Origin of the sequence: Granulicella sp. WH15 (assembly GCF_009914315.1) — a bacterium.
In the GTDB taxonomy this organism is placed as follows: domain Bacteria; phylum Acidobacteriota; class Terriglobia; order Terriglobales; family Acidobacteriaceae; genus Edaphobacter.
Genome location: NZ_CP042596.1, coordinates 4,493,061 through 4,506,357, shown reverse-complemented (window position 1 = coordinate 4,506,357; position 13,297 = coordinate 4,493,061). Strand labels below are relative to the sequence as shown.

7 protein-coding genes are annotated in these 13,297 nt (G+C 58.7%); 5 read left to right on the top strand and 2 right to left on the bottom strand.

What is annotated here, in order from left to right:
- Positions 1 to 6: 6 nt before the first annotated feature.
- A complete protein-coding gene (locus FTO74_RS18600) occupies positions 7 to 192 on the bottom strand; it encodes a hypothetical protein (RefSeq protein ID WP_162539472.1) in 186 nt (61 codons plus the stop codon).
- 436 nt (positions 193 to 628) lie between these two features.
- On the opposite strand from FTO74_RS18600, the gene FTO74_RS18595 reads away from it, so the two are divergent.
- Positions 629 to 2,896 carry an EAL domain-containing protein gene (locus FTO74_RS18595; protein ID WP_162539471.1) on the top strand — a complete coding sequence of 756 codons (2,268 nt, stop codon included), beginning with the start codon at positions 629 to 631 and terminating at the stop codon, positions 2,894 to 2,896.
- Positions 2,897 to 2,967: 71 nt separating this feature from the next.
- On the opposite strand, the gene FTO74_RS18590 is transcribed toward FTO74_RS18595, so the two are convergent.
- Positions 2,968 to 4,428 (bottom strand): hypothetical protein, encoded by a 1,461-nt coding sequence (locus FTO74_RS18590; protein WP_162540002.1) that lies wholly within the window; start codon positions 4,426 to 4,428, stop codon positions 2,968 to 2,970.
- Positions 4,429 to 4,724: 296 nt separating this feature from the next.
- Here FTO74_RS18590 and FTO74_RS18585 point away from each other — a divergent pair, with 296 nt between their 5' ends.
- From FTO74_RS18585 to FTO74_RS18570, 4 genes are all read left to right on the top strand, one after another.
- A complete protein-coding gene (locus FTO74_RS18585; protein ID WP_162539470.1) occupies positions 4,725 to 8,066 on the top strand; it encodes a TonB-dependent receptor in 3,342 nt (1,113 codons plus the stop codon).
- A gap of 125 nt (positions 8,067 to 8,191) precedes the next feature.
- Entirely contained in the window at positions 8,192 to 9,646 is a 1,455-nt protein-coding gene (locus FTO74_RS18580; RefSeq protein WP_162539469.1) for an alkaline phosphatase family protein, read from the top strand.
- Between the two features lie 35 nt (positions 9,647 to 9,681).
- Positions 9,682 to 10,851: a phosphatidylinositol-specific phospholipase C1-like protein gene (locus FTO74_RS18575; RefSeq protein ID WP_162539468.1), complete on the top strand. Its 1,170-nt coding sequence runs from the start codon at positions 9,682 to 9,684 to the stop codon at positions 10,849 to 10,851.
- Positions 10,852 to 11,023: 172 nt separating this feature from the next.
- Positions 11,024 to 13,258, top strand: a complete 2,235-nt coding sequence (locus FTO74_RS18570) for a GH92 family glycosyl hydrolase (RefSeq protein ID WP_162539467.1) — start codon at positions 11,024 to 11,026, stop codon at positions 13,256 to 13,258.
- Positions 13,259 to 13,297 lie beyond the last annotated feature (39 nt).

Below are 13,297 nucleotides of genomic sequence, written 5' to 3'. Positions count from 1 at the left end.
GTGTCCTCATGCAGATTGCTCCAGATGCTCCAGGGGTTGGTGGACCTGTGCCCATGGGAGCAGGTGGCCGAGGATGTAAAAGTGGAAGAGGGCGGTATCGGTAGATGGCCGCGTGTCTACTACAGAGCCGTCGGTGCCGACGCGGAGTGTCGAGGCGTTTACGAGCGAGAGAGCGTTGTCCCGATGGTCCATATGCAGCTTGAGCTTGTTCCTGTCTCCGAAGTGTGGGTGTGCGGGCAGACGGGAATGGGGCCGGTCACGTCAGGTCGTCGGCAAGCGGTAGCAGGAGAGGTGGATGGCATTTTCACCTCTTTGTTTTCAGAGGGTTGACGCCGAATCCCGAGGTCCAATGTGCGTCAGGCGCATCTTGTTTTCTCTAACTGTGCCACATGTTAGCACGCCGGTTTGCCTGTAGCCGCAAGGCATACTGGATGAGGGCACGGCATCGCAGAATCTGAATCTTGCGGGTCTGTGTGGGCTAAAGGTACAATCGCAGATAAAATCCGTGGCGTCAGGTTCTGGTTCGAGAGTTGTTGTCTGGTGGGATAGCGATGAGGGAACCGGTGAAGGCTCCAGCTTTCCGCATCCTTGCTTCGAGAAAAAAGCGGTCGAGAGCAGGACAACTCATATGGATCTGGTGTACGACGAGACCGCATCACTTCAGGCTTGCGACGATCAACGGCTGTTCTTTCTGGCCGTGCATGAGGTGGATCACCCAATTCTGATTCTCGATCAGAACCGCGTGATCCAGTACGCCAACCGCGCCTTCTTCGAGCTCTTCCAATATGCTGCGGCGGAGGTCATCGGACAGTGTCCGTCGGACATCCTGGCGGGCCCGGATACAAATGCCGAGGTCTTGAAGCAACTGCGGCACAAGGCATGGGGGAGCGAGGGTTTCCACGACGAGGTGCTCTTCCGCGGCAAGGACGGACGCGGGATCTGGGTCGCGGTAAACGTCAAGCCGATCTGCGAGGAGAATGGGGTTGCCAGAAACCTAGTCGTTGCCCTTATGGATATTACGGAGACGATGCGCATCCATGAGCTTCAGCAACTGGTGCTCGAAGCCGTTGCCAGCGGTCGTCCCCTGGCTGAGATTGCCGACCTGATCTGCCGTCAGGTTGAAGTGATTGCGCCCGAAGTCGTTTCTTCGATGGTCGCGGTCGATGACGAGGGGCGGCTGCATCCGCTTGCTGGGCCCAGGCTGCCTGAGAGCTATTCGGCTGCGCTTGAAGGGCAGCCGATCGGTGAGACGGCCGGTTCGTGCGGCACTGCGGCCTTTCTGGGCATTCCTGTTTGCGTCACCGATATTGAGACGGACCCCTTGTGGGAGGAGTACAGATCACTGGTCGAGCCGATGGGGCTGCTTGCCTGTTGGTCCTTACCCATTCAGAGCCGCGATGGCCGTGTTGTCGGCACCTTTGCGTTTTACTACCAGGAGAAGAGAGCCCCCAGCGCGCTGCACAAGAAGCTGGTGTCGGCCTGTGTGCATCTCTGCATGTTGGCGATCGAGCGTGAGGAGGCCAAGCAGAAGATCGAGCAGCTCTCGCACTTCGACGCGCTGACGGGGCTGCCCAATCGCACAGCCTTCTATGAGATGGCAGTGGAGCTGGTGTCGCGGGTCGATGGCGAACAGATCACCTTTCTCGCAATCGATCTCAACCACTTCAACGACATCAACAACACGCTGGGATACTCGGTTGGCGATCGGATTCTGATAGAGGTTGCGTATCGTTTGCGGAAGCTGGCGCAGCCGCGAGGGATTATCAGCCGGACGGAGGGCGACTCCTTTATTCTTGCGATTCCGGGGGGCAGCGTCGCGAAGGCCGCGGCGCTCGCTGACAGCATCATCGAGCTGCTGAAGGTGCCCATTGAGCTGCAGGAGACCACGCTGCCGATCTCCGCGCGCGTCGGCATCAGCATCACGGAGACGGGCAATCCCGATCCTCGCGTCTATGCGGAGCAGGCGATCACGGCCACCTTTCGCGATGGTGCTTCCGACCAGGAGGCGTACCGGTTTTACAGCTCGGAGATGAACCAGATGGCGCAGGATCGCCTGCTCTTTGGAACGGCTCTACGGACCGCGATTGAAAAGGGCACGCTTCGCCTGCACTACCAGCCCCAGGTGCGGCTGGCGACCGGGGCGCTTACCGGCGTTGAGGCGCTCTTGCGCTGGAATGACGAACGGTTTGGAGAGATACCCCCGAAGAAATTTATTCCACTTGCTGAAGACGCGGGGCTGAGCGAAGACTTTGGGCAGTGGGCCTTGCAGGAGGCATGTCGCCAAATGGCCCAGTGGAGGGAGAGGGGGATTCCGATACCCACGGTCTCGGTTAATCTTTCACCGCTGCACTTCAGAAATCACTCGCTGCCCTGGTTTGTGGATGACCTGCTGCGGCGCTACAATCTGCCACCCCGGTGCCTCACGATTGAGATTACCGAGAACGACATGATGGCCCGGAATCCGCAGAGTCTCGAGAGTATCAAGGCGCTGCATGAGCTGGGCCTGTGGATGTCTGTGGATGACTTCGGCACTGGGTTCTCCAGCCTCTCGCGGCTGACGCAGTTTCCGATCAACGAGCTGAAGCTCGATAGCAGCTTTATCTGCGACCTGGAGAAGAATGAGAACGCGCGCGCCTTGGCTACGGCGGTCATTCGCATCGGCCAGAGTCTGAAGATGAACATTATCTCCGAGGGAGTGGAGACGGCGGGGCAGGCGCGGCTTCTGCTGGAGCTGGGATGCGATGTGGCGCAGGGATTCCTGTACGCCAGGCCGATGTCTGTCCACGAGTTGGAGCAGTGGATCGTTTCCAGAAAGCCTGTGGATCTGAGCGGGGATCAGAACGGCGAATCGCCGAAGGATGCGGTCACGCCGGAGAGCCTGTTATTGCATCCCTGATAGAGTCTGCCGTTCCGTAGAAGACGGCAGGACCATCGCCACTATCAAGCAGATGGTTCGGATATCAAGAACTAAGAGGGGCCGATGCGTTCCAGGATGACTTGCGGCGCTGAGGCATTGGCCGCGACGTTGGCCGCGCCAACCAGCAACACAAACGGCTGCAATCCGCCATGAGCCGCCTTCGCACGCTGGAGTGTCGGCATCATCAGGGAGGGAGTCAGCAGAAATGTCGTTGCGGCTTCTGTGCCAGCCGTATTCAATCCGCCCACGATCAAAACGTGTCCTGTGGAAGTGAGATTCGGCAGATAGGCGATGAGGCCGTAGGTGTGAGATGGGTCGGGAGTGCCGTAGATATCTTTCTCCCCTGACCGCGGGTGCATGTTCACTATGCCGGAGGGTTGATCCTTGCCGGCATGGAAGCTGAACCGAAGGGGCATGTGCGGCTGAAAGAGCTCGATCCAGGGATTAGCCTCAGTGGAGCCAATCAGAATGGCGTTGCTTGAGCGAAGGTCTTCCATGCGTAGATCCCGCGCGTAGCGGACCATCATGCGTGCCGGTACAACCTCATCCAACTGGGCCAGATGGGCGACAAAATCCAGGTCGACGACGCTGGTGTAGCGTCGCGCGCCCAGCTTGAGTATCTCGGGCGCACCCGGGTCCCCATCCGTTTTTATATTTGCGCGATAGCTTCCGTTGACATAGCTCGTAAGCGGCACAGGACGTTCGGTAAGCCGCTGCATGATGACCAGGCCATCGTCAGAAGGGACGATAAAGGTATCCCGATCGTTGCTGAAGAGCTGGGACCACAGAGTCGCGGATGCCGCCTCGGACGGAGAAGGAAAGGCACGCTTCAAGAAAGGCAGGGGCCGCAGAACTTTGTAACTTGCTCCTAACACCAGGCCGATGCAGAGAGAGAGAACCACCCCGTACTTGCGTAGCGTCGCCGTTCCTACGGCATACCAGCGTGTTGTGGGTATGGAGATAGAGGCATCACTGAGAGGGTTCAGGGGCCGCGGTTTCAGGCTCTCTTCGGAGTGCTGAGGCGATGTATTGAGCGTGGCATCCGCGCTACTGCCGAGCTGCGGTGTAATCCGATTGTCATGGGCAGGCTGCACCGCCACCGCTTGTGTGGAGAAGGACGGTGCATAACCACCGCGTGGAATCTCGAGCCGTAGAGGCTCGTCTTTGCCTTCGAGCGCGAAGTACTCATCAATGCGCTTACGCAGATTGCGCGCGTAGCTGCGAACGATGTTGTCGTCGTTCGCGTCGTAGCCCTCTGCTCTGCCGAAGACAAGGATGCCGATCTGCTGCTCTGTGATCTCGTCGGTGCGATCGCGGATATGACGATCGACTACATACAACAGAAAATCTGCGAGCAACCGCGAACGCCCCAGGCTGCCACTGGCCGCGATGCGCCGCGCCAGTTGCCAACGAGGATCGTCGGCATGTGCGTGAACATCGGATACACCTGTGTTGGACGAAGGTGTATCGAGTCCCGTAGCACTCTTCGGCAATGGCTCCAGGATTTGCATGGATTTCAAACTCACTTATTTGTTAGAGATGAGTCTAAAGCGCCTCTATGAACACTCTGTAAACCGAGGCTTGAGATGTCTCCGCACACCCTTTCGTACACGCGGTGAGAAGAGGGTGTGTTTGCTGATATCAAAGGAGATATTTCGCCCACAATGTGTGAATCCCTTTATCACAAGGATCACCCCTACCGGCGGGGTAGAGGCTCCCCAATACTCGGGGCAATCAGAGCAGCATGTGGGCAGTGCCCAGGGAATAGGAGTGGGCTTCCCGGCAGCTCTGACACTAAGGAGAAGTGATGAAAGTTCTGACGCAACCATTAACGAGTACGGAGACGCCTCCAGCGAAGAGGTTTGTCTGGCGTGCCGTTTTCTTTGCCAGCCTATTGTTGATCCTCGGCCTGGCGCAGTCGCCGAACTTGTTCGGGCAGGGAATTACAGGTTCGATCACCGGAGTTGTGACGGATGCCAGCGGAGCTGCCATTGGCGGCGCGGCTGTCACCATCCTGCAGGTGAGCACGAACGCAACCCGCACCGTGACGACCTCCAATGTCGGCTCCTACACGGTGACCCAACTGGCGCCCGGAACTTATAGCGTCAGGGTCGAGAAGCCCGGCTTCGAAGCCTTCAAGGAGAGCAACTTCACGCTCTCCATCGACCAGGTGGCAAAGATCGACGCCAAGCTCACCATCGGCTCGGACCAGCAGACGGTGACCGTGTCGGGCGATGAGCCGGTGATCCAGACGGAGACCTCGTCGGTGGGACTGGTGGTCGACAGCGCCACCATCCAGAACACACCTCTTAATGGACACGTCAGCATCCTCGGCCTCATCAACCTGGTGCCCGGTGTGCAGGACGTCGCCGCGCAGGACCAGGTTCCTGTTCGTGGCGTGACGCTTGCCTTCGGCACCAACCAGCGCAATTCGTACGGAGACGTCGGCTTTACCTTCGACGGTGTCGTCAACCAGGAGGTGGAACTGCAGCGTGGCGAGGGCGAAGTGCCGCCGCTCGATGCTCTGTCCGAGTTCAAGGTCATCACTCAGGGCGCTCCCGCGCAGTTTGGTCAGCCCAATCAGGTCATCATCGTAAGTGCCAGCGGCGGCAATGCGCTGCATGGAGAAGTGGCGGAGTTCAACCGTAGCCGGGGTACGGCTGCCAAGCAATGGTATCCCGGCCCCAGCTCTGCAGCACCTGTGCGTGCGCCGTATCAGCGCAATGAGTACAGCGGCAACCTCAGCGGACCGATCTATATTCCGCACTTCTACAACGGCAAGGACCGCACCTTCTTTTTTGCCAGCTACGAAGGTTTCCATCTCACCCAGTCCAACCCGGTCAACAGCACCCAGCCCACGGACGCCGAGCGTAACGGTGATTTCAGCTGCTTCCTGGCTGGTGGTAGCTGCGCAACGGCTGCGAACCCAAACACAGTGATCAAGAACCCTGCGACCGGACTGCCATTCCCTGGAAATAAGATCAATGTTCCCTTCAATCAAGTCGACGTTCAGTTGCAGAACCTGCTCATGCCCAAGTCGACCACGCAGACCGTGGGTGCCGTCAACACCTTTGAGCTGATTCCGCATACGACTGAAGTCACTCGCTTCAACCTGCGCGTTGATCACAAGATCAGTGATCGTGATCAGATTCGCGGAACGTGGCTCCGTGCCTTTTATGGCCCCTTCAAAGACGTAGCTCCGCAGGGCAGCGGCTCCAGCCTCGCCGGTGGCGTTGCGCGTGACGGAGAGCATAACTCCATCTTTGTCGTCGGCTGGACCCATACCTTCTCACCGACGCTGTTGCTGGACAGCTACGTCTCCTACCTGCACCTGCCGCTCTATCGCGACGCGCAGAACTACCAGACGGACTTCTCGTCGATCATTCCGGGCCTGGGCGCTCAGTTGCTCTCAGGTGCGCCGAGCATCAATATCACCAACATCACGGCCTTCAGCGAAGCCGGTTCCAAGAACCTCGAGCAGACCTATCAAGGCAACACCGCGCTCACCAAGGTTCTGCCCAAGCACACCATCAAGGCCGGCGTCTCCTATCTGTATAACAACTCCTGGCAGGACAGCTCGCTCTCTCATGGAGGCTTTACCTTCAACGGCACATACTCGGGCATTCCCTATGCAGACTTCCTTCTCGGACTGCCCAACAGTACATCCAACGCAACCCCGCACGATTACGTGGTGCGGTTCAACTCCAGCCAGTACGCCGGATACATCCAGGACGACTGGAAGCCGCTTAAGAACCTGACGATCAACTACGGTATCCGGTACGATCTGCAGATATTCCATGACAACCCCTACGGCACCGAGTCGCTCTTCGTGCCCAGTGTTGGTAAGGTCGTGGTCTTCGGCAGCGCATACCCGGCAGTCAGCAACCCTCTCTACATTCCAGATACGGTTCTCGCGCCTTCGGTGGGTCTGCCGACCAGCATGTTTGCCTATCTCGGTCAAGCCAAGACGGATATCGCGCCGCGCCTCGGCTTCGCGTACGAGCTTCGTCCAAAGACGGTGATCCGTGGTGCGGTCGGCCAGTACTACAACCTGCTGCCCTCGGCTTATGTCGATGGTGGATTTAGCAACCTGCCTTTTGTCAGCAGCGTTACCTACTCAAACGATGTGACGACGCCCACCATTACGATGAATGCGCCGTTTGCGGCTACGGCGAGCGTTCCTGCCAACCCTGCGGTCATCGCGCAGCACAAGACCATCACTCCGTACACCGAGCAGTACAACCTCGCGCTTGAGCAGCAACTGCCTGGCGCAGTGGATCTGCGTATCGGCTACGTGGGCCAGCGCACCATCCACCAGAACAATCACGGCGGTCCCGGCAACACGGAGCCGGATATCAACTATGCGGCGCCTGGACCGACTGTGGAGCAGACTCGGAGACCCTACCAGCCCTTCGCTGCGATCACCAATGCTTTTGATCCGATCTACCATACGACAGGCAACTCGCTGCAGGTGGGCTTGCACAAGCAGTATCGCCACGGCCTCATGGTGAACGCGGAGTACCAGTGGATTCGTGTGCTGGGTGTTGAGAACCATCAGGACCCGACAAACATCGGCGACTCCTATGGTCCTATCTCCAGCATCACGCCGCAGACGCTTGAGGTCAGCTACGCGTACGAGCTGCCGTTCGGTCAGAACAAGATGTTGTTCGGTACTGTGGGCAACGTCGTGAACAAGTTCATCAGCGGATGGCAGATCGCTGGTCTTACCTCGTTCCAGACCGGACAGCCATTCTCGGTCACTTACACTGCACCGGGTAGCCAGAAGTACGGAGCCTCGGGCCGTGCCGACCGTGCTCCGGGTGTACCTCTCTACCCGTCGCACAAGACCAATGCGGAGTGGTTCAATACAGCGGCGTTCAAGAACCCGAATCCTTATGTCTTCGGCAACTCGGGCTACAACATGCTCCGGGGTCCTAACTTCCAGAACTGGGATATGAACCTGGAGAAGAACACCTCGATAGGAGAACGCTACAAGCTGCAGCTTCGCGGAGAGGTCTTCAACGTCGCCAATCATCCCAACTTTGGAACGCCGAGTGCGGCTATTAGCAACCCGGCATCCTTTGGTGTGATTTCGACGACGGTCAACGAGAACCGCACGATTGAGTTCGCCGTAAAACTCAACTTCTAACCCCTAACACGTCGCAAACCGGGAGTGGTCTGTCTGCCGAAGCTGGACACAGCTTCGGCAGACAGGCAGCTACTGCCTGGGATCTCTCCGCACCCTGCTTCTCCAGCCAGGAGTTACATCCTTCTATGAAATCTCAAGTCTCTTTTGACACTGCCAACTTTACTCGCCGTCGGCTTCTGAAGAGCGCCACTGGGCTTGCGGCTGCCGTCGCTGCCGAGACCCTGCTACCGCCGAACGTGCAGCGTGTGCTGGCCCAGGGAGAGCCGCGACACGGCTCCATGCGCGACATCAAGCATGTCGTGATGCTGATGCAGGAGAACCGCTCCTTCGATCACTACTTCGGGACATTGGCTGGTGTCCGAGGTTTCGATGATCCACACACGTTGACGTTGCCGAACGGTCGGTCGGTATTTCATCAACCCGATGCTCTGAACCCCGACGGCTACCTGCTGCCGTTCCATCTGGACACTCGCTCGAGCAGCGCGCAGAAGATTCCTTCGACCAATCATGGCTGGGCCGTGCAACACGAGGCGTGGAACGGCGGCAAGATGGATAACTGGGTGCCCGCGCATCGCAAGGCCGACGGCGCGCATGGCCCTTACACGATGAGCTACTACAAGCGGGACGATATCCCGTTTCACTTTGCGCTGGCCGATGCGTTCACCGTCTGCGATGCCTACCACTGCTCAATGATGGGACCCACCGGTCCGAACCGTATGTACTGGATGACGGGCACGGTCGATCCCGAGGGCAAGTACGGCGGCCCGATGATCCATAACAACTGGCCCGAGGAGGGCTTTACCTGGACCACGTATGCCGAGCGGCTCGAAGATGCGGGGATCTCATGGAAGGTCTACGCGCACCAGGAAGGCCACATCTACAACAGGCTGCAGAGCTTCAGAAACTTTATTCATGCTCCTAAGACCTCGCCGCTATACACCAAGGGGATGGCGATCTCTGAAGTAGGCCAGTTCGAGTACGACGCGATGCACGATAAGTTGCCCGCGGTCTCCTGGCTCTTCCCTACGGCTCTGGAGTCGGAGCACCCCGACTACACGCCCGCCGATGGCGCGGCCTTTATCGCCAGCAAGCTCGATGCGATTGCCTCGAATCCCGAGGTGTGGGCGAAGACCGTCTTCATCCTGAACTACGACGAGAACGACGGGATCTTCGATCACGTCGCGCCGCCGGTTCCACCTATGGGCACAGCGCAGGAGTTCATCGACGGCCTGCCCATCGGCGCGGGCTTTCGCGTACCCTGCATCCTCATCTCGCCGTGGACGGCTGGAGGCTGGGTGTGCAGCCAGCCGTTCGACCACACTTCGGTGCTCCAATTTCTGGAAAAGTTTACCGGCATCCGGGAGCCCAACATCAGCGACTGGAGAAGGCAGATCTTCGGCGATCTGACCTCGGCCTTCCGCTTCCGCCATGCGAGCGCGAAGCCGCCTGTATTGCCCGATACTACGGGTCGGTTGCGGCTGTCGAAGTACGCGATCAACAACCTGCCCGCTGCTACATTTCCGGGCGCAGACCAGCAGCCGCCAAAGCAGGAGAGCGGCACGCGCAAACGTATCTCCTAACGCAGAACAGCTTCACGAAAACAAGGACAACCAACATGCGCACTTTGCTGACGATTGCTGCAACGATGATCCTGCTTCCCCTCGCCGCTGTGGCGCAGAACATCACCGCCGCGCAGCAGGACCAATCCATACGCATCAACCAGATCCAGGTGATTGGAAGCCATAACAGCTATCACACGGGTATCGCGCCGAGTGAGCGGAAGGTCATCGAGCAGCAGAACCCGAAGGCGATGTATGCGCTCGACTATGCTCATGCGCCGCTCGCCGATCAACTCTCCGGCGGCGTGCGCCAGCTCGAGATCGACGTCTATGCCGACACCAAGGGCGGTCGCTACGCGCACCCTGCCATCGTGGATAAGGTTGCCGCTGCGGGCCTGCCTGCAGATCCTGACTTCGATCCGAAGCATGAGATGGATAAGCCCGGCTTCAAGGTGATGCATGTGTTGAACGTGGATCAGCGCAGCTCCTGCCACACGTTTGTCGCGTGCATGGTTGCGGTGCGGAGCTGGTCGCAGCAGCACCCGCAGCATCTGCCCATCTTCATCCTGGTCGAGACCAAGCAGGGGCGTCCCGGCACTGCGCCGACCGCGGGCGGGCCGGAGCCATTTACATCGGCGACCTTCGACGCGCTCGATGCTGAGATTCGCTCTGTCTTCTCGGAGAAAGAGATGATTACGCCGGACCAGGTGCGCGGTAGCTATGGCACGTTGCTGGAGGCGGTGCAGGCCAGTGGGAGCGCCCTTGCTGCTGAGAACTCGGGTTGGCCCACGCTGGCGAAGGCTCGCGGCAAGGTGGTCTTCCTGATGGACCAGCGGCCGGTGGAGGCGGTTTATACCGAAGGCCATCCGTCGTTGCGTGGACGCGTGATCTTTACCAATGCCACTCCGGGTGCTCCTGATGCAGCTTTCACCGAAGCGAACAGTGCGACAAAGGCGGAGATCGATGCGCTCGCGAAGCAGGGATATCTGATTCGTACGCGTACAGACGATGGCACTGTGGAAGCGCGCAACAATGACCACACGCGCGCAGATCTTGCGCTCTCGAGCGGAGCGCAGATGTTGAGCACGGACTACCCGGCATCGGAGCCTGCGAAGTGGACTGGCTTTTTCGTCGGCCTGCCGCATAGCCTCGTCGCGCGTTGCAACCCGGTGACCGCGCCTGCGGGTTGCGTCGATGCGCTTCTGGAACCGTCCTCCGCTAAGTAACCGCTGTTCAATCGCAATGCAGTGCTAGAGCCATTTATCAACGGAGATTCACTTGACGACCAATATGTTGCGCAACGCAGAAGAGAACGGTAACGACCGTCTTTCATTCACCTTTTCGTATCTGCATGGACTCCGCTCATATCGGCCTGCTCGTCTACTTGCCGTTGCGTGCATGGCTCTCTCCGTTGCCATAGCGCCGCTGTTTGGAGCCGCCCCCCAGCCGCAGAAGGATTACACGCATAACGTCGATCCTTTCATCGGTGTGGATTGGGGCGGCAATACGTTTGTCGGTTCGGCGATCCCCTATGGCCTGGTCAAAGTGGGGCCTGATATGGCCTCCTTCGACGGCCGCCGATCTGGCTTCGGTTACGCCAGCAGCGGCGTCATTCTTGGCTTTTCGCATCTGCACCTCAGTGGTGCGCAGGGCAAGTACGGCAATATCCTGGTCGCGCCTGTCACGGGCTCGCTCGATCTCGACGATATAAAAACTCCGCGTACCGATGAGGTCAACCACGTCGGCTACTATGCTGCGAAGCTCACGCGCTATGACGTGAAGGCAGAGCTGACCAGCAGCCGTCGCGTGGGCTTTCATCGCTATATGTTTCCAGCCTCGAAGCAGGCGCACTTGACGCTAAATGTAGCTTCAGCTCTGAGTCTTGGAACGGACTGGCAGGGGCAGAAGTTTCTGGGCGCAGAGCTGCACCTTACCTCTAACCACGAGGCGCAGGGTGTCGCGCGCTTTACCGGCGGATGGAACAGGGGCGGCGAGTACAGGGTCTTCTACTACATGGTGCTCGATACACCCGCCGAAGCCACGCAGACGTGGACGGGTAAGACTCTCTCTGCGGCGAAGGACGTCACTGTTGGAGCTGACACTCCTATCGGTGCTTCCTTCGACTTCGCCACGAAGGCTAATCAAGTCATCCAGGCGAAGGTCGGCATCTCCTTTATCAGCGCCGAGCAGGCGAAGCAGAATGTGCAGCAGGAGGTTCCCGAGTGGAACTTCAACGCTGTGCGCAATGCCGCGGTCTCTTTGTGGAACACTGAGCTGGAGAAGCTCAGCCTCTCAGGTGAGAGTGACTCGCAGCGCCGTCAGCTCTACACGGCTATGTATCACGTCATGCTGATGCCGACCGATCGTACGGGTGAGAACCCTGGCTGGAAGTCCAGCGAGCCTTATTACGATGACTACTACTGCATCTGGGACACCTACCGTAGCTCAAGTCCGCTGCTTACGCTAATCTCGCCGGATCGTCAGCGCGACCTTATCCGCTCGCTTGTCGATATCTATCGCCACACCGGCTACATGCCCGACGCTCGCAGTGGCAATGACAATGGCCGCACCCAGGGCGGCTCCAACGCGAACGTGGTCGTGGCCGACGCTTACGTGAAGGGCATGAAGGGGATCGACTACGAGACCGCCTTTGCCGCCATGGTGCATGATGCCGAAGTTCCTCCCGCCGATGCGCAGAAGGAAGGTCGCGGTGGCTTAAAGGACTACAACGAAAAGGGTTTCGTCACGCTGGCCGATGAGCGCTCCGGTTCGCGCACTGCGGAGTATAGCTATGATGACTTTGCTATTTCAGAGGTCGCGTGTGGTCTCGGCAAGACGAAGGAAGCAGCCTTGTATGCCAGCCGTGCGCATAATTTCGAGCACCTTTGGGATAAGGACATGACCGTGCAGGGGGTCAAAGGCTTCATGCGTCCACGCAACCCGGACGGCACCTGGGCTCCGCCGTATCTTGTCGTGCGTGGCACCTGGCCTGACTTTTTCTACGAAGGCGATATCTGGACTTACTCAATCTACGCGCCGCAGGATATGAAGCACCTCATCGAGATGGCGGGCGGCAACGAAGCTTTCATCCATCGCCTCGATTGGACTTTTCTCCGTGGCCACTTTGATGTAACCAACGAGCCCGGGTTTCTGCTCCCCGTGCTGTACAACTATGCGGGACGGCCGGATAAGACTGCGGACATCGTCCATATGATCCTTGAGAAGTCCTTCACCGATACCCGTGCCGGTATCCCCGGCAATGATGATTCAGGCGCGATGTCGAGTTGGCTGATCTTCTCTACGCTTGGGATCTTTCCCGTCGCTGGACAGGATGTTTACCTTATCAGCACGCCGAGCATTCCCGACGCCTCGCTCGCTCTGGGCAATGGAAAGAAGCTCCGCATCGTGGCGAAGAACCTGGATGGCAACGGGCTTAATCGCTACGTGCAGTCGGCGACGCTGAACGGCGTCGATCTTCCGAACTCCTGGTTCCGTCATGCGCAGATCAAGGATGGAGCCACGCTGGTCCTGACGATGGGCCCCGCGCCATCAGAGTGGGGCAAAGCCACTCTGCCGCCTTCGATGAGCGATGCGAACTCACCTCTTTGTTCCTCCGCACAACAGAAGAACTAAGCCAGACCTTTCAAACTTGTAACAGATTTAATTACTTTT